Origin of the sequence: Chryseobacterium tructae, assembly GCF_030409875.1 — a bacterium.
GTDB classification, from domain to species: domain Bacteria; phylum Bacteroidota; class Bacteroidia; order Flavobacteriales; family Weeksellaceae; genus Chryseobacterium; species Chryseobacterium tructae.
Window position 1 is genome coordinate 1,333,143 of the sequence record NZ_JAUFQR010000001.1, and the last position, 22,025, is coordinate 1,355,167.

The window sequence follows — 22,025 nt, forward strand, 5'->3', positions numbered from 1 at the left end:
ACTTACTTCGTTGTTTTAAAGTGGTGCAAAAGTAATATATTTTTTTAATTCTGGCAACGTTTTTTTACATTTTTTCTTTTGTAGTCTGGTTTTAGAGCTTTTTTTAATCTTGTATCAGATAATTTTGAGATTAAATGCTTAGGATATAGAATAAATACAGCTATATTTATTGATAATTATAGAATTCAATGACAAAGACGCTTAAATGGATGTTGATTATTATAAGCATTGGAGTGGTGCTGTATTTTGGAATGAGTTTTTTGGTAGTCGCGGGTTTGAGCTACTTTTCTTCAGCTAAAAAGATTGATAGTTTACCAAAAGAAAAGATTCTGTTTGCCGCATTAAAAAAAGAATATCATTTGACTCAAATAGAAAGATCTCCTGAAACAAAAGAGGCACTTTTACATCCTAAAGATACCTTGAAATATACTCTTTACCTTTCCATCATAGATTGTGATCAGAAAAAGGAAAACTTAGAACGAATTTCCAAAGATGTGGCTTTCAAGATTAATAAGCTCGATTTAGATCAGCATTTCAACAAATATGAATTGTATTTTTATTGTAAACAGCTTCCTCCGGGAATCCTAAAGTATGAGTTTTTAAGAAAAAATCTTAAATAATTCAGCTCAAAGAAATATCAGAAGTGTTTTTAAAATCCTAATGAGCGAGCCGTACAATATAGCTTCTTTAAACAGAGAATTTGGTTTTCATTATTAAAGCACTGTTTGGGTTGTTTATTAGGGCTTTTTTCGACTGAGCTGTAAGTTTAGTCATTAAAAAGAAAAACTGAGTTTATTTCAAAGATTTGATGCGTTTACAAGCAAGAGGGCTAATGAAGGAGAAGAAGTAGGTTTCAATTTGTATATAAAGTAGGCAGATGAATATTGTTTATGACAAATAAACTTGTGGCTTCATAAGAATACAAAAAAACCTCTGAATAATCAGAGGTCTTCAAGTGGTTTCTCCAGGAATCGAACCAGGGACACATGGATTTTCAATCCATTGCTCTACCAACTGAGCTAAGAAACCATTATATTTTTGTTTGACTTACTTTGTTGTTTTAAAGTGATGCAAAAGTAGTAAGTTTTAGTATACAAAGCAAGTATTCATCGTGCTTTTTTTAATTAAAACTAAAAACCTATTGATTATCAGTCGGATTATTTTCCTGCTCCTTTCTGATTTGTTCACTCATTTCTTCTAGTACAGGTTTTATCGTACTTTCAGGAAGGTCACTGATTCTAATATACATTAATCCGTCAATAGCATCATTGAAGTTAGGATCAACATTGAATGCTATTACTTTGGCATTTTGTTTAATGTATTTTTTGATCAGAACAGGTAATCTCAACTCAGGTTCAAGATCGTCAATAATCTTATCCAATTTGTTAAGGTCTGATTCCATTTCGTCAAAGAAAAGGCTTTTGTCTCTGTCTCTAAGTTTTACTTTATATTCGTTTCTCGGAGTGATATATTGAGCCACTGCAGAATCAAAATAATTAGAACGCATAAACTCGATCATCAGAGATTTGGAGAACTCAGAGAACTTATTGGAAATACTTACTCCTCCCATCAGGAATTTATGATCAGGATTTCTCAGACAAACATGCACAATACCTCTCCATAAAAGGAAAAGTGGAAGTGGTTTTTGCTGATATTCCTGACAGATGTAAGCACGCCCCATTTCAATGACTTTCTTAAAGAATGGATGAATGTCCTGCTCAAATTCAAATAAAGAGCTTGTATAGAAACCTTTGATACCGTATTTCTTCATTACTTCTCTTCCCAGTGCCATTCTGTAGGCTCCGGCCAGCTTTTTCTCACCATTATCCCAAAGGAAAAGGTGGTGGTAATGCTTATCATACTCGTCAAGGTCAAACGGAAGATTACTTCCTTCTCCTACCGCACGGAATGTTAATTCCCTCTGACGGCCAATTTCCCTCATAATAGAAGGAATCTCTTCGTAAGTGGTGAAATAGATCTCGTAGTTTCCGTTGCTGAACAACATTTTTCTGTTCCTCTCAGCTTATCAACATCTTTGACAATATCCTCAATTGGAGTTTCATCAATAATATTCTGAACGATATTTTCCTCTTTCAATAAAGGGAATTTTACAGAAAGATTCTGAAGATTAATACTTTGAGCTAAAGATTTTCTTTTTTCGTAGTAAGATTTCATCATATAAACCTTACGTTTTAAAAATTCTCCCAGTTCTTCAATGGTTTCCATTTCATCCATTGCTTTTACAGAAATTGGTTTTCCAATCCTGATTCTGATAGGCTTTTCTCTATCATTCATCATTTCTGCTGGAAGCATAAGCGTTTGTAAACTTGGATGAAGTTTAGCTACCTGATAAAAAAGTCTGCTGTTCTTTGCATGGAAATACATAGGAACAACGGGCACTTTAGCCATTCTGATAAGCTTAAGTGCCGTTTTTTCCCATTCTTTATCTAAAATTTCTCCATAAGGATTGTTCTTGTTAGAAACTTCTCCCGCAGGAAAAATACCTACGCAGCCTCCCTCTTGTAAATGCTTGAGTGTTTCACGCATTCCTGAAGAGCTGCTGTAAGCTTCTTTTCTGTTTTCAAAAGGGTTTACTGCGATTACATACGGTTCCATAGGTTTGATCTTTTCCAAAAGGAAATTTCCCATAACCTTAAAATCCGGACGAACCTCCGATAAGATCTTGCACATCAGAATTCCGTCAATAGCACCCAGCGGGTGATTGGAAACCAGAACAAATGGCCCTGTCTTCGGAATTTTAGCCAGATCTTCTTCAAAAGCTACATAGCTTAGGTTTCTTTCTCTTACAAATGAGTCGAAAAAGTCTTTGCCTTCCTTATCTTTTAATTTGTCGTATAATTTATTTACTTCGTTTATTTTAGCAATGCTCATCACAGCAGATGCTACTGGATTCTTTAGGAACCCAATTTTACTTAAGCCGGAAGCTTTGATCAGATCGTTTTTCGAAATTAAACTCATGTGTGTTTAGTCGCAATTAATATTATTGTGTTACCATTTGAAGAGTATTCTTGGAAATTTGTTCCAATAAGACATTTTTTTCATGGTAAAATCTATCAATGTGATCCATCTTCGCATTTCTTACTGTGAATAAAGATACATTTTTAATTGCTTCGGTTTTAAAAATTTTTTGAAGCTCTTCATTAAGTTCTTCAAGATGATTAAATTTATCCTCCAGACATAATGCCAATGAAATGGCAGAATTTTGCATCAGGGAAACCTTGATCTTATATTTAGATAAATATCCGAATATCAAGCTCATATGATCTTCTGCTATGAAAGAGAAGTCTCTTGTAGAGATTTTTAAAAGCTCCTGATTCTCTTTAAGAATATAAGATTCCTCCTGCTGATTCTTGTCTGAAGCACCTATTTTAGTTCCTTCCTTAGTAGGATCTATAAAGGATTTTACATAGAAGGGAATGTTTTTTTGTTGCAACGGCTGCAGCGTTTTTGGGTGAATTACGCTTGCTCCGTAATAAGCCATTTCAATAGCTTCTTCATAAGAGATATTGGAAAGCAGAGAGACATCATTGAATTTTCTTGGATCTCCTGTCATTACACCAGGAACATCCTTCCAGATCGTCATCGCTTCCGCATCCAAACAGTAAGCGAAAATAGCTCCTGAGTAGTCAGAACCTTCTCTTCCTAATGTTACTGTAAAGTTGTTTTCATCTGAACCAATGAAACCTTGCGTTACATAGCAGATTTCAGGATTTAAATGAGAAATAAATTCCTCAGTTTTTGCCCAGTCTACAACTCCTTCTCTATAAGAATTATCAGTTTTCACATAATCTCTCGCATCCAGCCATTGATTGGTAAATTGGATCTCATTCAGGTACTCACTCACGATTTTGGTAGAAATCATTTCCCCACAGCTTACCACCTGATCATACACAAAGTTGTAATTAGGAGATTTATTTCTTCTTAAAAAAGAATCAATATCGTCAAAAAAGAGATTGATTTCAGCAAAAACCGCATGATTTTCAGGAAAAAGACCCTCCGCAATCTCAATGTGTTTTCGTTTTATCTTTTCAATCTCAGTTTGATAGTTATCCTTCTTGAAATAAAGTTCTACAACTTTTTCCAATTCATTAGTTGTCTTGCCCATTGCTGAAATGACCAGCAAACATTTGGCAAATCCCTGGCTTTCTAGAACCATGGACACATTTTTCACACTGTCGGCGTCTTTCACAGACGCGCCACCAAACTTGAAAATTTTCATTAAATTGTTAAAAATAAATTTGTTAGATAAAAATTACATGAGTTTTTTACGGACGTCAAAATTATAAATTTACAACGAGATATGAAATAGGCTGTCCACGTGATGGAATTAAGATTTCATTAAAATCATCCTGAATGTAATATTAGATAGCGGTTGAATGCAGGAACAGAGGTATTTAGGACAGAGTAGGAATCTTATTTATTCCATACTTTTATTTAATATTTATTTTCTGAACGCTGGATCTGAAAATTTTAAGATCTCAATGAGAAACTCGATAGAAATGGGCTTTAGCCCATTTAAATAAAAAATAAATATTCAATTGGCTTTAGCCAAAACCTAAAAACAAGGTCAAAAGCAAGCACAATATAATAGGTAAATATTTCAATTTTCCATTTGAATCTTTCCTTGCTTTATATTAAAATAAATAATCTGAATTTTTCATTGGTTTGGGATAACGAAATGGAGGCGGAGTCCTAAGCAGATATTCTATATTATGTTTTATTACGCTTGTATTATGTTGATATATAGCAAGTAAGCTCTTTTGTAATTAAATTTTCTTAATGCAATAAATTTTCCGAAATTTGGGGGAAAAGTAAAAAGAAAAAATATGTCAAATCAACCATTACAGACTTTAGGAGAATTTCTTATCGATAAGCAGGACGATTTTCAGTATTCAACAGGTGAATTTTCTCGTCTTCTAAGTGCAATAAGATTGGCTTCGAAAGTGGTTAACAGAGAAGTAAATAAAGCCGGAATTGTAGATATTACAGGAGCTGCAGGAAACCAGAATATTCAAGGTGAAGAACAGCAGAAATTGGATGTCATAGCTAATGAAATTTTTATTACGGCTTTGTCTCAAAGAGAGGTTGTTTGTGGTATTGCTTCTGAGGAGAATGATGATTTCATCGATATTAAATGTGGTGAAAACGGACATTTAAGCAAATATGTAGTATTGATCGATCCATTGGATGGGTCTTCAAATATTGATGTGAATGTTTCCGTTGGAACTATTTTCTCTATTTACAGAAGGGTTACTGAACCTGGAACTCCAGTACAACTTGAAGACTTCTTACAGAAAGGAGTTAATCAGATTGCAGCAGGATATGTAATTTATGGTTCTTCTACAATGATCGTTTATACAACAGGAAACGGAGTAAATGGATTTACATTGGATCCTTCTTTAGGAACGTATTACCTTTCTCATCCGAATATGACTTTCCCTAAAACAGGTAAGATCTATTCTATTAATGAAGGAAACTATATTAAATTCCCTCAGGGGGTAAAAAATTACCTTAAATATTGCCAGATGGAAGAAGGAGATCGTCCTTATACTTCCAGATATATTGGTTCTTTGGTAGCAGATTTTCACAGAAATATGCTAAAAGGTGGGATTTATATTTACCCGTCTTATTCCCAGGCACCTAATGGTAAATTAAGATTGTTGTATGAATGTAATCCAATGGCTTTCCTGGCAGAACAGGCAGGTGGAAAAGCTACAGACGGTTTCAGAAGAATTTTGGAGGTAGAACCTACAGAACTTCACCAGAGAATTCCGTTTTTCTGCGGAAGTATCGATATGGTAGAGAAAGCCGAAGAATTTATGCGTATTGACAGCGTAAAATAAATGGAAGCATCATATTTTAAATATTTATTAAAATTCAAACGCCCGAGTGGAACATCTCGTGGCGTTTTGCTTGATAAGGAGACCTTTATTCTTGAAATTTCAGAGAATGGAAAAAAAGGAATAGGGGAATGTGCCATTTTCAGAGGATTGAGTTTTGATGATCGCCCTGATTATGAAGATAAGTTGAAATGGTTATCTGAAAATATCAATCAAAATCCGGACTTTTTAAAAGAAGAATTAAAAGAATTTCCCTCCATATGGTTTGGGTATGAACAAGCTATTCAGAACTTAAAGTTTGGAGCCAATCTCTATTTTCCAAGTGAGTTTACCGAAGGAAAATCGGCCATTACCATCAATGGATTGATCTGGATGGGTGAGGTTGGGTATATGGAAGAACAGATTCAGGATAAACTGGAAAAAGGATTTCATTGTATCAAATTGAAAATCGGAGTCGATTGGAAATCGGAACATATTATTCTTCAACAATTGAGAGAGAAATTCTCTAAGGAACAACTGGAACTTCGTGTAGACGCTAATGGTGGCTTTACCAAAGAAGAGGCTGTCGTTGTTTTGCAACAGCTGGCAGACTTACATATTCATTCTATTGAACAGCCTATCAAAGCCGGAAACTGGAAGGATATGGCAGAGTTATGTGCTCAGACACCTACACCTATTGCTTTAGATGAAGAATTGATCGGAATTACAGATCCTGAAGAGAAAAAAAAGCTGTTAGAGATTATAAAACCACAATATATCATTCTAAAGCCAGCTTTGGTTGGTGGGTTTGCAGGCTCTGATGAATGGATTGCTCTTTCCGATGAGCTCAATATTGATTGGTGGATTACATCAGCACTAGAAAGTAATATAGGTTTGAATGCTATTGCCCAATATACCTTCACAAAAAAAAGTCCAATGCCACAAGGTTTAGGCACTGGAGCTTTATTTACAAATAATTTCGAATCCAGCTTAGATCTCAGAAATGAGTTGTTGTGGTTCAAAATATAAAAATATTAAGGGCAAGTTGGTTTATCCGAATGTCCCCAATCCCATTCTTTGCAACATCTGGCTCTCTCATCCCAGAGGTTGCAGCCTATGGGTACTACTGGAATATTTCCTCCTTGGATAGTTTTTAGTTCTCCTTTTCTTAGTTTTTTTAGATTTTTCATATGTACATGTATTTTAACATTGATAATTTGTGATGATTTATTAAAGCGCAATACCGCAAAGCTTAAATATCAAGCTTTATCTATCAATAATTTTAAATTTGTTCAGATCTCAGCAATGATCTGTTTAGATTTAAGTATAAAAATGGGTTAACAGGTTCGGTTATCTGGATATTGCCAATCCCATTCTAGACAACATCTGCTTTTGAAATCCCATTCTATGCAGCCTAAAGGTATATCCGGAATATATCCTCCTCCTTTAATGGTTTTTAATACTTTTTTTTCTAGTTTTCTTAGATTTTTCATGATTGATACTTTTAGTAATTAGATGTGATTTTGAATATAATAAAAAGTCCAATGCCACAAAGTTTAGGCATTGGAGCTTATAGGGAGTCATTTAGTATCCATTGTAGTCTCTAAAATGAGCAACTACGGTTCAAAATGTAAAATGTATTTTAGCAATAAGGAGGTGGTGAATCTGGGCAAGTAGTGCCGCCACAGTAACCTTCTGCCCATGCTCTACAGCAGGCTGCGGCCGGATTCCAGTTGTTGCACCCAAGTGGTGGTCTTCCACCTTTAATTTTTTTTAATTCCCCTTTGTTTAATTTTCTTAGATTTTTCATTGTAAATATTTTAATTTGTTTGATAAGTAAATATCCAAAATCATTTTAAATTATACAACAGTAGGTGAATTATTTTATTGATTTTTAACAAGATAATAGAATTTTTATATCAATATTGTAAAATTGAATGTTGGGGTGTATTATCTATCAATAATTATTCATCAGGTCAGTCATGAAGAAAAATCCCTGCACAGCATATGTAGGAATAATAAGGTAAGTTCGAAGGTATTTAAAGAATAAAGTAATTGTGCGGTCGGATAATCTATTATTTTGTGGGTTGTTTGTAATTTAAATCACATCTTTTACGAAAATGGCTTTCTTTATATAATTTAAAATATAAGAAAATCTGTTTTTAATTTTTTTCATGATAAAAAAATTGTAATTCTCTATTATTTGAATTGGCAATCATTATGCCATTGATCAGAGCTGTAGCGACTTTAACATAGGAGTTGATTTTATAAGATTTTTTTAATTAATCATTAAGAAATAATTGTGAAAATATTTTCGTTATTTATTACTCTATTGCTGATAAGATTCCTATCTATTCCATATAAATTTTGAAAAATGTCATTCTGAACCTGTGAGCTGGAGAGGTATCCCCAATGGTTCCCGACTTCATATTTCAAACTGTTCAATACATCATCTTTCACAAAAGTACAGTCGATGATAGAAACAATATCTTTATAAGGACTGATGTCACTTGGTCCGTTCTTACCTAATCGCGGGGTAAGGATATTCTTGGTAAACTGAGAGATTCCGAGAATCAGATCCTGCCTGTTCAGGTAAATAGAAATTCGGTTGGCAAGCAAGGGTAATTTATTAAATGAATCTTCAGAGTCTTCAAATACTTTATAGGATACATCAGCATTCAATAGGATTACCTGATCAATCACTCTGAGAATATTCTCTCTTTAAGACTGTACAGCATACTTTGAAGAACTCTGTTTCCAAGAGAATGAGCCATAATATGAATTCTCTGGTTGCACGGGATCAAATCGCGGTTGGAAAAAATATCCTTTAAAAACTGGGTATAAAAATAGAATAACCTGAGCAATGAGGTTCCGGAGTTGATGCTTGATGCCTTGTCATCAAAATAGCTCAATGGAATAATACTACCAGAAGCCGGCCAGCTCACAAATAAAATATGTTCAACAGGAGAAGCGGGATTGTCAATGAATATTTTTTTTAGATCAAGAATAGCCTTTAATTCATCATCAAAGTCATACAGATAACCATGGATGAATATCAGAACATCACTTCTATCCTTGGTGGCAGACATATTTTTGTATAATTCGTAGAAAAGTCGTTGAGTTCCGCCAAGATTATTGGCTGTGAGAGGCGATTTTTTAATTCCTTTTTCATTCAGTAAAACGTCCAAAACCTCTTGGTATCCTTGTTTTTCTGGCTCAGAAAATAGGTTGTAATTCAGGATGTTTCTGTTGGTGTAATTTTTTTTCTTTTTAGCCGCAGCAGTAGGTTCCTTATAGTTCTCAAAATCACATTTGGCAATTCTGAAATTAGGAATTGAATACTCATCATTGGAAAATGAATCTACTTTTTCCCCCTTATGACGGACGATTTTCCGATTGCTTAAAATATAAACGGCCATGATTAGTTTTTTATAAAGTTAATAAAAATAATGAATCAAAATACCCCTTTCGGGTGATTTGTTGTAAGTCATGGTTTTAGTAATTTTAATATCACTAAAACTAATACCATGAAAGCCTTTATCTACTATGTGGAAAAGATTTATAATACCATTAAAGCGAATGGGATTTATATCTTTCTGTCTGTTTTTTTTGTTTTTTTACTATTTGTAGTTTCAGATGTGAGTAATGATTTTATTTATGCTTTGAGTGATGCAGGGAATCTTCCTAATGTTTTTTATATTGTGTTAGCATTTATATTACTTACTATTTCCTTATGGGTAATTCCTGGCGCATTTTTAAAAACATTTTTAGGTTCTAAAACAGAACCTAAAGTCGTAGAATTTTATTATCGTGGTTTTGAAAAGATTTATAACGGCCGGAGAAACAAAAAAAGAAACCAGATTCCGGTAAAGTATATAGCGATAGCTCCCTGGATTATTTACAACACTACATTGGTAGTGTGTTTGGCAAAATCTTTAGTTGAGTTGATGAATAAGGAGGAGCGTAAGGGGTGGCTGTATAAAGACGGGACATATATTGCTTTATTTGTAGTTATATTGCTTTTATCCTTTACTGTTTTAGCTGTATTAAATCAAAAATCAGGTAAGTTATATCGTCTTTTTATAGCCAATAGAAATTATAAAAGTGTATTGAATGCATTTGTGATGTTTCTTGTGATTTTTATTGCACTTCCGTTAATAGTTTTCATTTTTAAAGATGTACAACTGGAATTAAGTACAGGGAAATCCTATTGCTACTTTTTGATTGCTCTGATTATCTACAATTTCTTATGTATTTTGATGACATTTCTATTTTTGATCTATAAGGAAAAAGAGAGAGCAGATACAAAAGCCAGATATGAATTCAGTAGAAAGATTCATCGAGCAGTACTGATTTTGAGTGGACTTTTTTTATTAATTTTCTGTGTGCTGAGTATATATTCCAAGCTGATCTGGATATCTCCTACCGTGATATTGATTATTGTCTCTGCTGTTTGGTATTGGCCTTCGAATTATTATATACAACTCCAAGAATTATTATTACGATCAATTATAGCAGAAAGAAACCAACAGCTAAGTATGATTGGCAGGAATACATTTTTTTGGGAAGTTTGGTTCTGCTTGCTCTCTATTTTTTACTTCTTGGAGATAAAAAAATCTATTTGATAGAAGGATCAAATAAGGATCTATTTCAATTTAAAAAAAATCCAGATACATTAATAGACAAGAGAGATACCTTAGAAGATAGATTTTGTGAATGGCTACGGCATAACCATCATATTGATGATCCGAATAATAACGAACCTATTGATGTATTTCTTGTTTCCGGGCAAGGAGGCGGTTCTACAGCCGGAACGTGGATGCTTTCAGGGTTACTGAATGCGGATGCTACCAATCCTCAGTTTTATAAAAATATTTTTAGTATTTCCACTGTTTCAGGATCATCGAATGGAGCCAATTTTTACCTGGCTATTAAAACTAATGATGTCTTGTCTGAAGATATAGATGCCAGTTTTATGAAGGAAGAAAGGGATAATATAGTGCGTAAAATTTATAACAGAAACTATTTTAGTAGTAATTTTTTAGGGCTGATGTTTTCTGATTTCACCATTAATCCTCTTATTTCCATTTTCAGTAAAAAGATTGATCGAAATTATATCCTGCAAAAAGAAGAAGCCAATGCAATGGTGGAAGCTGCTGAATTAGTACATGCAAAGAATTTGGAGTCTGTTAGATCTTATTTTGATCAGAATTATTTCAATTTGTGGTATCCTAAAAAGGAGAAGATGAGCTCATTAAGACCTTTAAACCCTTTGCTTTTTCTTAATACAACATTAATGAATACAGGCGAGAAAGCTATTTTTTCTCCTGTTAAGTTTTGTAATCAAGGGATTCGCGCAAAAGATATTGCTGAAGAATTTGCCAAAACAAAAGAAGGTGATAGTAGTTATATTCCCATTTCTGCTGCCGTTGCTCAAAGTCAGGCATTTCCAATATTAAGTACCTATAATTTGGTGCCCGGAACAGGAAATCTTGGTGATGGTGGGTTTTATGAAAACACAGGAACATCTACTACACTTGCTGTTTATAAAAGGCTCAAAAGGTATTATAAAAAAGACCTTGCTGATCTATATCCCAATAGACAAATCCGGTTCATACTTATGTGTTTCATTTCAGAAGATGAAGAAGAATTAAAAAATAAAAAAAATCCAAAACCTGCTCAAGAAAATACCTTTAATGTTTTGGGGAAATCTATGATCTATTATACGATAAGCCAAACGTATAAAACTCCTTTTAAAGGACATGCTGAGGATGCCTTAAAAGCTTTAGAGGAAGAAGTGAATATGTCAAATCAAGAAGAAGGTCGTGTTGATGAATATTTACCCATCAAAAACTCTGAGAAATTTGCTACCACAAGATTGATCAGTAAAAAAACAATTAATGAAATGCTTCAGTATGGAAGAAAAGATAAGGGAGCAGGGGTTATCATTAGTAATTTAAAAAAGATAGAAGCTAGCCGGAATGATTATTTCGCAATCAATAAAGAGATTTCGGAAATCGAAAGAATAGTTCATGCCCAAAAGAATATATATCGTAGTTATGAATTGACCTCTAATGTGAAAAATATGCCAGGTGAATTGGGCGGTAACACTGTAAGAAACAAAAGGTTTTTGGGAGGTATATCGACTGCAATGCGTAAAAATATTTCTGTACCTACTGATAAAAAGGTGTCTACAGTTTACATTAATTATACTAACAATGTTGATGAAAAGCGGGTGAATGATATCAGTAATTATATCCGTAATACAGTAAGCACCACAGTTTCTGAAGAAGGAAAAAACAACAACTATGTGTTTACAGTACCGGGATCTCAGAAAGTTTCTTTCTCAGGAGAAAATACGATCAGGTATTTCAATAAAGGAGATAGTACTTTAGCTAAAAATCTTCAGAAAGAACTTTCTAAAAAAGGAGTTTATTTACGGGTAAAGCCTGCCGGTTCTGAAAAAATATCAACTGTTGCTCCGGAAGGACGATTGGATATTTTAATCAATGATTTAAAAAATTATGAAAAAAGATAGTAAAGCTCTTATGAATTAGAGTTTTCTGAACCCCAAATTTTCCGTAACTTTGTACCACTTTTTTTGCTATAAACAAAAGCTAATTTAATGGAAGAAGAAAAAAAATCACTCAATTTTATTGAGCAAATTATTGAAGATGATCTGGCAAACGGTTTGAACAAGGATCAGATCCGTTTCCGTTTTCCGCCTGAACCTAATGGTTACCTGCATGTAGGGCATACAAAAGCCATCTGCATCAACTTTGGGCTGGGGGAAAAATACAACGCTCCCGTAAACCTTCGTTTCGACGATACGAACCCTGAAAAAGAAGAACAGGAATTCGTAGATTCTATCATGAAAGATGTTGAATGGTTAGGTTTCAAATGGGATAAAGTTTTGTACGCATCCGATTACTTCCAGCAGCTTTACGATTGGGCAGTACAATTAATTAAAGAGGGAAAAGCTTATGTAGATGAACAACCCTCTGACGTGATTACCGAGCAAAGAAAAAATCCTGCAGAACCAGGAATTGAATCTCCATACAGAAATCGTCCTGTTGAAGAGTCTTTAGATTTATTCGAAAGGATGAAAAACGGGGAATTTGAAAGTGGTTCAATGTCTCTTCGTGCAAAAATCGACATGGTTTCACCAAACATGAATATGCGTGACCCTGTTATGTATAGAATTTTGAATAAGCCTCACCACAGAACGGGTACGGCTTGGAAAATCTATCCAATGTACGATTGGGCTCACGGTGAATCCGATTATATAGAGCAAATTTCACACTCGCTTTGTTCTTTAGAGTTTGAGAATCACAGACCTCTTTACAACTGGTATTTAGATCAGGTGTATGAAGAAGGTAAGGTTAAGAACAAGCAGAGAGAATTTGCAAGGATGAATGTTTCTTATATGATCACTTCTAAGAGAAAGCTGCAAAGACTTGTTGCTGAAGGAGTAGTAACAGGATGGGATGATCCAAGAATGCCTACTATTTCCGGAATGAGAAGAAAGGTTTCACTGCAACTGCTATCAGGAACTTTATTGATAAAGTAGGGGTGGCAAAAAGAGAAAACCTGATTGAGATCCAGTTACTTGATTTCTGTGTACGTGAAGACCTGAATAAGGTGGCTAAACGTGTGATGACAGTAGTAGATCCTGTAAAATTAGTGATTGAAAACTATCCTGAAGATAAAGAAGAATGGGTAGAAACTGAAAACAATCCTGAACAGGAAAATGCAGGAACCAGAGAAATTCCTTTCTCCAGAGAACTGTATATCGAACGTGAGGACTTCAAAGAAGAAGCAAATAACAAATTCTTCAGACTGAAATTAGGTGGTGAAGTTCGTCTAAAATCAGCATACATCATCAAAGCTGAAAGAGTAGAGAAAGATGAAAATGGTGAAATCACAACGATCTACGCTACTTATGATGAGAAGAGTAAGTCCGGAAGTGGAACAGAAGAGAGCTTAAGAAAAGTAAAAGGAACACTTCACTGGGTATCTGCTAAACATGCTATTCCTGTTGAGGTAAGAATCTATGATCAATTGTTTACCGTTGAACAACCGGATGCTGAAAAAGATGTAGACTTCTTAAACTTCATCAATCCTGAATCTGTGACTACAGTTCAAGGTTTTGCTGAGCCAAGTTTGAAGGATGTAGCTGTGGGTGAGCCACTTCAGTTCCAGAGAATCGGATACTTTACAAAAGACCAGGATTCTACGGATGCTACATTGGTATTCAACCGTACAGTAACATTAAAAGATTCTTTAAGCCTTAATAATTATAAGGAATAAATTAATAAATAAAAGAACAGGACTTAGAAATAAGTCCTGTTCTTTTATTTATTGCTACGAATAATCTATAAAATAATTCGTGCATTAGTGGCAATAAAAAACTTTGTGTCTCCCGTATTTTTCAATAGTAAGAGCCCATTGTTTTCTAACCTTTTACTCCTTTGATCCAATCCTGGAATTTACCAACCTGTTCCATAAAGAAAGATTCATGTTCCTCTTTTTCTTCAGGACGATCAACTAATATGTGTTCAAAGTAAGTGTTTTTCAGGATTTTTCTTAAAATTCCCTCTCCTAAGAATGGCTTATAATCGTTTAAAGCCTGAGTGGCTTTTAATAAATGGCGAATGTCATACTGTAATGGATTAATATCAGGAACCTGTTTGTTGAGGTTAAGAAGATTGTATACGGCTATTCTGGCTGTTCTTACAGAACTTTCCATGGTGAATACTACATCATTATTGGTTTCTACAAACTGACCTACCAATCCTAAATTGGTACAGCCTTCAGGCACTACTCTCGGACGGTCTCCTTTAGCTCTAGGCATGAACATAGAAGTAATGTAAGGCATAAATGCAGTACGAACGATCGTATTTTCAATCACGTTATCCAGTTGATCTGTCATTCCAAGATGATGGCATAATTCAGCAAGAATCTCGTTTCCTGTACATTCAGGCATCGTTTTTTTGATGTAATTTCCTTCTTTATCCATGAGCAGGGCATATACCCACACTACAAGAACATCATCCGGCTGAGTAGGGTAATGCGGCTGTCTGTTGCAGGTAAACTCATGACCCAATTAGAATCAGTAATCGTAATGATACCTCCCGTAGCTGTTTTTCCGGAATAAGGATCATTCACACATAATTCTTTTAATTTCTCAGTGAATGCAGACGGGCGACATGTTAACGTTGCAGATTCCCATGAAGATTTTTCAATATGGCTGCAGAATTTTTCAGGTTTCCCGAAGACTTCAGATTTGGCAGCAAGATTTTTCCATAATTTCCATCCGGCACTTTGTCCCGCACTGCTGTTGTCTATGGTCACTTCAGGAACAGTCGTATTATTTCCATAGAAAGTACTTTCCGTCATAGATCCTGTCGTTACAATCACATAGTCGTCTTTACCGATTGGGATTCTTACTTCTTCTCCATTTTGTTCTGTAATGATCCCTTCTACCGTTTTTCCTTCGGTATTGATATGAACATCAAGGTCTTTTACCAGGGTATCAAACTGAATTTGTACTCCTTTTTCTACCAGAAAGTTTTTTAATGGAGTAACAAAGGTGTCGTACTGATTATATTTAGGGAATACAAGACATGAGAAATCTTTCATCCCGTCAATAGCGTGAAGGAATCTGTGCATATACAATTTCAGCTCCAGTAAGCTATGCCAGTTTTCAAAGGCGAACATAGAGCGCCAGAAGAACCAGAAATTACTATTAAGGAATGATTCCGCAAAATAATCTTCAATACTAAGGTCATCAAGTTCTTCTTTTTTCTTTAATAAAAGCTTAACAATGGCCAATTGGTCTTTTTTCTCCAATCCGAATTTACTGAAATCCTGAATCTGTCCTTGATTGTGAATCAATCTTGCTTTTGAATAATTGGGATCATTATCATTGATCAGGCGATACTCATCCAATACACTGTAAGGGGCAGGGAGTTCCAGCGCAGGAATATCCTGGAAAATATCCCATAGATTTTCATACGTCATATCCATCTCACGGCCACCACGAATGATATAACCGTCTTTTGCATTTCCGGCTCCATCTAATGAACCTCCTTCAATAGCTAGTTGATCCAGAAAAATAATATTTTTACCAGGGACATGACCATCACGGATAAAATAATATGCTGCAGACATTCCTGCAATTCCGCTTCCGACAATATAGATTGTACTGTTTTCGTAGGATTGTAAAGGAATCCCTTTATTTCTTTGATAGTTTCCGATCTGGTCTGAAAAAGGCATTGTCTTTTCAGGAGTATTAATCTGAACTTCCTTGCTTGAATCCGGTTCGTGGTTTACTTTTCCAAACTGGTCAGAGGCATTTAAAACTTTGTCGAATTTTGAATTGATCGTACTCATTTTATTTTGTTTTTTTTGAACATTATAAAGGTACCTCTATTCAAAAAGCAATGTATATCCCTAATGTCAGAATTAGTGTCCCGAAATTCCTAAGACTGGATATTTTCAGTTATCCTGTATTCGGAAGGGGAAAGGGAAGTATGTTTTTTGAAAAAACGTCCAAATGCAGACGTGGAATTAAACTGAAGTTCAAAGGCGATTTCTGATATCGTAATATCCGGATTTCCCAACATCACATACGCTTCTTTCAACAGGGTTTCATCAATGACCTCATGAGGAGTCTTTCCACTGGCTTTTTTAATGATTTCAATAAGATATTTATTAGAGACACAAAGCTGATCAGCATAGAATTGAACGGTTCTGTGCTGCCTGATGTTTTCCCGAATCAGTTGGCTGAATTTAAGGTAAAGATCTTTTTTTCCTTCTTCCTTATCAGGATTGACTGAATGTTTTGTTTCAATAATTTCAGCTGTTTCCAGCAAAAGATTAAAAATGATGGTGCGTACAATTTCCTCAGTAAATTTTCCCTGTTTTCTGGATTTCTTTTTTAGATAATCCAGAAGGTTTTGCAGTACCGTAGAGTTTTTGGGAGTCGTTTTTACAATACTGTAGGAACCTTTGGAAAACAAATTCATTTTTTCAATGATAAAAGGATTCGAAATATTTTTGATCAGAAAGTTTTTGTCAAAGAATAGAAGTTTCATCTTAAAATCCTGACTGGTCTTCATGAATTTTACAATTGTAGACGGCGCCGCAACCAAAATACTATGAGTATCTGCCTTATACTGATGATGATCTATTTCAACACTTACTTCTCCAGACGTGCAGATACAGAGCGCATAATAATCCATTCTGAAAGGAACTTTCGGAAATTCAAAAATGGGCTTTCCGGAGGAAATATAGTAGGACTGGCGGCAGTCTATATTGTAAAAAGACAAAGTGTCATGTAAGTTTTCGTAGGTTACCATTCTTACGTGTTGGTTGAAATTTATATGTGTTTTTATTGAATTTTAGGATAAAATCCTACTGTTAATGCAATTTACGAATTTTATAAATGTTTTTACGCTTTATATATCCAAAATATTCGTTTTAATCGGGATACAGCTGATCGATTATTTTTATTGATATTATTTATAAAAAAGCCTTAAAATAGAGGCTTTTACACCCATTTTTGCCTAACTTTGCATTTTCAAATTTTTCCCCAAAATATTATTGTGAAACTAATCAACATTTATACGAGTTCTTTCAAAGGACTCTCGCAGGAGAGTTGGATGCTGGCGTTGGTAATGCTCATCAACAGAGCCGGTTCTATGGTACTTCCTTTTTTGGGAGTGTATATGACCAATCATTTACATTTTAGCATTGAAAATTCAGGAATTGTCCTAAGCTTTTTTGGGATAGGATCAGTTATTGGATCTTGGCTTGGAGGGATGATTACTGATAAGATCGGCGAATATAGGGTGCAAAGCTTGAGTTTATTGCTTAGTGTTCCTTTGTTTTGTTTAATTCCACTTTTTACAACAGAGGCAGGCTTGGCTGGGATTATTTTGGCTCAGAGTATTGTAAGTGAAACATTCCGCCCAGCCAATTCAGTGGCTATTACAAAATACGCTAAACCGGAAAATATTACGAGAGCTTTTTCCCTGAACAGAATGGCTGTGAACCTTGGGTTTTCTATCGGGCCTGCATTGGGAGGTATCTTATCTGCTATTTCCTATGAATTTTTGTTTTACAGTAATGCTTTAGCTGCTTTCTTGGCAGGCTTAATGTATATCTGGTTTTTTAAAGGGCGTGCAAAACTGGCCAAACAGGAAGCCAAAAAAGTAAAAGAGGTAATTGTTATCAAAAAGGAAAACTCGCCTTATCGGGATACTAAGTTTTTAATTTTCTGTTTTCTGTGTATGCTGTTCTCGATTTGCTTTTTCCAGCTTTTCAGTACACTCACCATCTTCTATAAGGATACCGCTCAGCTGAGTCAACAGAATATAGGGTATATTTTAGGATACAGTGGTTTTTTGATCGTTCTTCTTGAAATGGGCTTTGTACAGCTTTCAGAGAAATATTTTACATTGGCTTTTACCATGTTGATTGGTACATTCATCTGTGGATTTTCATATGCAATGCTAGCCTTTGATTACAGTATGATTACCTTATTGGTATCTATGACATTGCTTTGTGTTGGAGAAATCTGGACACTTCCGTTTATGTCAACTATTACTGCACTTCGTTCAGGCGAGAACAATAAAGGTGCTTATATGGGACTGAACGGAATTTCTTTTTCCATAGCATTTATTATTACTCCTTATATAGGAACAATGATTGCTGATAATTTGGGCTTTAATATTTTATGGATTGGAACAGGTGTGTTGGCAACAGGAATTGCCATTGCATTTTACTTTGTTATTCCCTGGATGCTTAAAGGAAAGAATCAAAAAGAAGAAGACCTTGTTTTGAAAGAGAGTTAATTTAAAAAAATAACAAAGCCCTGATTAAATATTATTTAATCAGGGCTTATTTTTTTAGCTAGAAAAGCTATGATTTATTTAGATTTAATAGAATTGATGATCATATTGGCATGAATCCTGGAATTTTCGATAAACCAAAGATGAGTATCCTTTCCTCCACAGACAACGCCTGCAAGATAAAGATCCGGAATATTTGTTTCCATTGTCTTAAGATTGTAGTGTGGATTTAAGCAGTCACCATTGAGCTCAATTCCGGAGTTCCTCAGAAATTCAAAGTCGGGTAGGTAACCTGTCATGGCCAGCACAAATCGTTTTCAATCTCATGTGTTTTGTTATTTTCATCTTTAAAAATCACGGAATTTTCTCGTACTTCCATCATTTCTGCATTAAAGTAAGCTTTAATACTTCCTTCTGCAATTCGGTTCTCAATATCTGGTTTTACCCAATATTTTACACTTTTTGAAATCTCGGAATGACGAACGATCATTGTTACTTCGGCTCCTTTTCTATAGGTTTCAAGAGCTGCATCCACCGCAGAATTGCTTGATCCCACTACTACCACTTTCTGTTTTGCATAAGGATAAGGTTCTGTATAATAATGCTTAACCTTTGGAAGCTCTTCACCAGGAATATTCATAAGATTAGGAATATCGTAGAACCCAGTAGCAATCACTACATTTTTAGCTTTATATTTTCCTTTGGTTGTTTCAATATCAAATACATCAAGTGTTTTGGACACCTTCAGCACTTTTTCATAAAGATGAATGTTCAGATTCTTTTGTCGGGCAATTCCCTGGTAATATTCCAATGCATCCTGCCTTCCGGGTTTAGGGGCAGTGGAAATAAAGGGGACACCATCAATTTCTAATTTTTCAGCGGTTGAAAAGAATCGCATATATAAAGGATAATGGTACAGTGAGTTGACAATGGTTCCTTTTTCTATAATTAAATGAGTCAAGTTATTTTTCTGAGCTTCAATGGCACAGTTGATACCAATAGGGCCTGCTCCGATAATGAGAATATCCAAAATTTCCATATCTCAAAGGTACAATCTAATTGGTAAAAAACTTTCATTGAAACCAAGAATATTACTGATAAACAAAGAACAGTGAATGAAAATGTCACCAACAAAACAAGTAGTTCTAAACCCCGAATCTTGAACCACGTAACTATACTCAATTACTTTTCAAACCTCTATTGGCATCAGTTTTGGTGTTTTTATACTCACTTAAAAATAGAAGATATGAAAAAACTACTTGCTTCAATGGTTGTGCTAAGTTTGGTGGTCGCTTGTAAGAAAGAGGCTGGTAAACCGGTTCCCAGTGAGATTGATACGATCACTCGTGTAAAGCCACAGGATAGCGCAACAATTGCTAAAGAAAAAATTAAGAAAGAAGGAGATCTTAAAAAGGTAAATGATGAGGTTTTACAGGCTTTAAAAGCGAAAGATTATAAAACTTTTGCTGCATTTATTCATCCTGAAAAAGGAATTAGTTTTTCCATGTATGCTTTCGTAGATCCGAAAGCGGACAAGCATTTTTCTAAAGAAGAATTTGAAAAATATCAACCTACCAAAACACTTTTTACCTGGGGAGCTCATGATGGTTCCGGAGATCCGTATAAAACAACAATCAATGATTATCTTGGAAAGTGGGTTTTCGGTGCTGATTTTACGACTTCTCAGTACTCTCTGAATAAATTTATAGCAGGTGGAAATTCACTAAATAATCTTGAAAAAATCTATCCTAAGAAAGACTTTACGGAAAACTATATCAAAGGAACGGAAAAGAATGGTGAAATGGATTGGAAAACACTTCGTTTGGTATTTGAAGAATTTCAAGGGAAATACTATCTGATTGCCGTGGTGAATGACCAATGGACAATATAAAAGCTGGAAGCTGGAAGTTTTTTTAGTTATAAAATAGATCTTGTCATTTCATAATTTCCTACCTCCAGCTTCCAGTCTCTTTTCTTTATAAAATTCCAACCAGTTGTTGGGTTAGATTCTTTCTGGAAAATTGTTCAATTTGTTGAGTATTTTCAGAAATATTTCCGTTTTTCCAAAGTTCAAATTTCTCAAGAATGAATTTTTTAACGGTTTCAGAATCATTATAGCTGAAATGTTTTCCTGCATGAGTTTCTTCCAGAATTTTAGCAACATCTGCCTGATCCGGGCCAAATGAAAGGATCTGTTTTCCGGATGCCAAGTATTCAAATATTTTTCCAGGGATAATTCCTTTTGAAGATTCATTGGGGAAGTTGGTAATCAACAGCATTTCTGAAGTCTGCATTTCTTCCACCGCTTTGCCGTGTGGAAGATACCCCAGATTCAGGATATGATTTTTCAGGCTTGAACTTTCTATAGATTGAAGAATTTTATCATCAATTCGTCCCACAAATTTTAAGCTGAAATATTGGGCAAATTCTGTGTTCTCCGTTACCAATTCATCCAATGCTTTCCAAAGATTATCAGGATTTCTAAGCTGTTCCAGAACTCCAATATAACTTAGAACAAAGGCTTTATTAGGGATGCTTTGCTCTTTTGCTTTTTCACTTGAATCACTTTCGTCAAAACCATTTGTAATACAAATAGCATTCGCTCCGGCTTTTCTGAAGTTTTCAGCATCTGTATAACTTGTTGCCAGGGTGATATCTGCATTTTTGAAAACAGCACTTTCCAGCTGGCGGTGCTTTTTATCTGAACTTTTGGTGAGCTTCAGATGTGTATAGTATGAAATTTCTGTCCATGGATCGCGGAAGTCTGCAATCCATTTAAGATCGGGTAACTTCTCTTTTAAGCCTAATCCAATCAGGTGAAGGGAGTGGGGTGGACCTGAAGTTACAATAGTATCAATCTTATTTTCTTTCAGGTATTTTTCCAAAAACTGAATAGAAGGTTTTACCCAGAAAACTCGGGCATCAGGAATAAAAAAATTTCCTCTTACCCATATAGATAGCTTAGATTTCCAGCTTTGATTTTTTCCTACATCAAATTGGCCGGCTTTGAATTTCTTATTGCTTTTATTAAGCTTTTCAGCCAGTTGATAAGGTTCCCAGATCTTTGTTCTTACGATTTCAATATCTTCCGGAACATCTTTCATCAGGGTTTCATCTACCAATGGATAACTTGGATTTTCTGGAGTATAGATAACAGGTTTCCATCCAAAATCAGGAAGATATTTAGCAAACTTCAGCCATCTTTGAACACCAGGACCTCCCGCAGGAGGCCAGTAATAGGTGATAATTAATATTTTCTTTTGTTCCATTTTTTTGTAGTCTGTCCTTCATTTGTCATTCTGAACGAAGCGTAGCGTAGTGAAGAATC

15 protein-coding genes, 1 tRNA gene and 4 pseudogenes are annotated in these 22,025 nt (G+C 34.8%); 8 read left to right on the plus strand and 12 right to left on the minus strand.

Translation table 11 applies throughout. The features are described from left to right. Nucleotides 1–188: 188 nt before the first annotated feature. On the plus strand, nt 189–620 hold the full coding sequence (locus QWZ06_RS06465) for a hypothetical protein (RefSeq protein ID WP_290296601.1): 432 nt from the start codon (nt 189–191) through the stop codon (nt 618–620). A gap of 336 nt (nt 621–956) precedes the next feature. Here the strand turns inward: QWZ06_RS06465 and QWZ06_RS06470 are convergent. The 3 genes and pseudogenes from QWZ06_RS06470 to QWZ06_RS06480 all read right to left on the minus strand — a co-directional run bounded on the left by QWZ06_RS06470 (nt 957) and on the right by QWZ06_RS06480 (nt 4,240). Continuing rightward, a tRNA-Phe gene (locus tag QWZ06_RS06470) sits at nt 957–1,029 on the minus strand. Nucleotides 1,030–1,138: 109 nt separating this feature from the next. Further along, nucleotides 1,139–2,979: pseudogene (locus QWZ06_RS06475) on the minus strand (bifunctional lysophospholipid acyltransferase family protein/GNAT family N-acetyltransferase). Nucleotides 2,980–3,001: 22 nt separating this feature from the next. Next, nucleotides 3,002–4,240, minus strand: coding sequence for an aspartate kinase (locus QWZ06_RS06480; RefSeq protein WP_290296602.1), 1,239 nt, complete (start codon nt 4,238–4,240; stop codon nt 3,002–3,004). Between the two features lie 607 nt (nt 4,241–4,847). Here QWZ06_RS06480 and fbp point away from each other — a divergent pair. Both fbp and QWZ06_RS06490 read left to right on the plus strand, forming a co-directional pair. Further along, nucleotides 4,848–5,864 (plus strand): class 1 fructose-bisphosphatase, encoded by a 1,017-nt coding sequence (gene fbp, locus QWZ06_RS06485; RefSeq protein ID WP_068944199.1) that lies wholly within the window; start codon nt 4,848–4,850, stop codon nt 5,862–5,864. Then, entirely contained in the window at nt 5,865–6,869 is a 1,005-nt protein-coding gene (locus QWZ06_RS06490) for an o-succinylbenzoate synthase (RefSeq protein WP_290296605.1), read from the plus strand. A gap of 5 nt (nt 6,870–6,874) precedes the next feature. On the opposite strand, the gene QWZ06_RS06495 is transcribed toward QWZ06_RS06490, so the two are convergent. The 5 genes from QWZ06_RS06495 to QWZ06_RS06510 form a co-directional block, all read right to left on the minus strand. Continuing rightward, nucleotides 6,875–7,030 carry a bacteriocin-like protein gene (locus QWZ06_RS06495; protein WP_290296607.1) on the minus strand — a complete coding sequence of 52 codons (156 nt, stop codon included), beginning with the start codon at nt 7,028–7,030 and terminating at the stop codon, nt 6,875–6,877. Nucleotides 7,031–7,177: 147 nt separating this feature from the next. Beyond that, on the minus strand, nt 7,178–7,333 hold the full coding sequence (locus tag QWZ06_RS06500) for a hypothetical protein (protein WP_290296609.1): 156 nt from the start codon (nt 7,331–7,333) through the stop codon (nt 7,178–7,180). 149 nt (nt 7,334–7,482) lie between these two features. After that, nucleotides 7,483–7,650 carry a bacteriocin-like protein gene (locus tag QWZ06_RS28145; RefSeq protein WP_435384113.1) on the minus strand — a complete coding sequence of 56 codons (168 nt, stop codon included), beginning with the start codon at nt 7,648–7,650 and terminating at the stop codon, nt 7,483–7,485. 479 nt (nt 7,651–8,129) lie between these two features. Beyond that, on the minus strand, nt 8,130–8,543 hold the full coding sequence (locus tag QWZ06_RS06505) for an alpha/beta hydrolase (protein WP_290296611.1): 414 nt from the start codon (nt 8,541–8,543) through the stop codon (nt 8,130–8,132). After that, entirely contained in the window at nt 8,540–9,259 is a 720-nt protein-coding gene (locus tag QWZ06_RS06510; RefSeq protein ID WP_290296613.1) for an alpha/beta hydrolase, read from the minus strand. The genes QWZ06_RS06505 and QWZ06_RS06510 overlap by 4 nt, the downstream gene beginning before the upstream one ends. Nucleotides 9,260–9,367: 108 nt before the next feature. On the opposite strand from QWZ06_RS06510, the gene QWZ06_RS06515 reads away from it, so the two are divergent. The 3 genes and pseudogenes from QWZ06_RS06515 to QWZ06_RS06525 all read left to right on the plus strand — a co-directional run bounded on the left by QWZ06_RS06515 (nt 9,368) and on the right by QWZ06_RS06525 (nt 14,150). After that, nucleotides 9,368–10,465 carry a hypothetical protein gene (locus QWZ06_RS06515; RefSeq protein WP_290296615.1) on the plus strand — a complete coding sequence of 366 codons (1,098 nt, stop codon included), beginning with the start codon at nt 9,368–9,370 and terminating at the stop codon, nt 10,463–10,465. Beyond that, a complete protein-coding gene (locus QWZ06_RS06520; protein ID WP_290296617.1) occupies nt 10,462–12,378 on the plus strand; it encodes a hypothetical protein in 1,917 nt (638 codons plus the stop codon). Before QWZ06_RS06515 ends, QWZ06_RS06520 begins: the two co-directional genes overlap by 4 nt. An 87-nt stretch (nt 12,379–12,465) precedes the next feature. Continuing rightward, nucleotides 12,466–14,150: pseudogene (locus tag QWZ06_RS06525) on the plus strand (glutamine--tRNA ligase/YqeY domain fusion protein). 145 nt (nt 14,151–14,295) lie between these two features. Here the strand turns inward: QWZ06_RS06525 and QWZ06_RS06530 are convergent. After that, a pseudogene (locus QWZ06_RS06530) lies at nt 14,296–16,235 on the minus strand (oleate hydratase). Between the two features lie 89 nt (nt 16,236–16,324). Continuing rightward, nucleotides 16,325–17,203 carry a helix-turn-helix domain-containing protein gene (locus QWZ06_RS06535; RefSeq protein WP_290296619.1) on the minus strand — a complete coding sequence of 293 codons (879 nt, stop codon included), beginning with the start codon at nt 17,201–17,203 and terminating at the stop codon, nt 16,325–16,327. Between the two features lie 303 nt (nt 17,204–17,506). On the opposite strand from QWZ06_RS06535, the gene QWZ06_RS06540 reads away from it, so the two are divergent. Continuing rightward, nucleotides 17,507–18,700: an MFS transporter gene (locus QWZ06_RS06540; RefSeq protein ID WP_378171019.1), complete on the plus strand. Its 1,194-nt coding sequence runs from the start codon at nt 17,507–17,509 to the stop codon at nt 18,698–18,700. 74 nt (nt 18,701–18,774) lie between these two features. Here the strand turns inward: QWZ06_RS06540 and QWZ06_RS06545 are convergent. Beyond that, nucleotides 18,775–19,736, minus strand: a pseudogene (locus tag QWZ06_RS06545) (YpdA family putative bacillithiol disulfide reductase). Nucleotides 19,737–19,943: 207 nt separating this feature from the next. Between QWZ06_RS06545 and QWZ06_RS06550 the strand changes: the two are divergent. After that, a complete protein-coding gene (locus tag QWZ06_RS06550) occupies nt 19,944–20,588 on the plus strand; it encodes a hypothetical protein (RefSeq protein WP_290296625.1) in 645 nt (214 codons plus the stop codon). 85 nt (nt 20,589–20,673) lie between these two features. Here the strand turns inward: QWZ06_RS06550 and QWZ06_RS06555 are convergent, their stop codons facing one another. Next, nucleotides 20,674–21,966, minus strand: coding sequence for a glycosyltransferase family 4 protein (locus QWZ06_RS06555; protein WP_290296627.1), 1,293 nt, complete (start codon nt 21,964–21,966; stop codon nt 20,674–20,676). Nucleotides 21,967–22,025 lie beyond the last annotated feature (59 nt).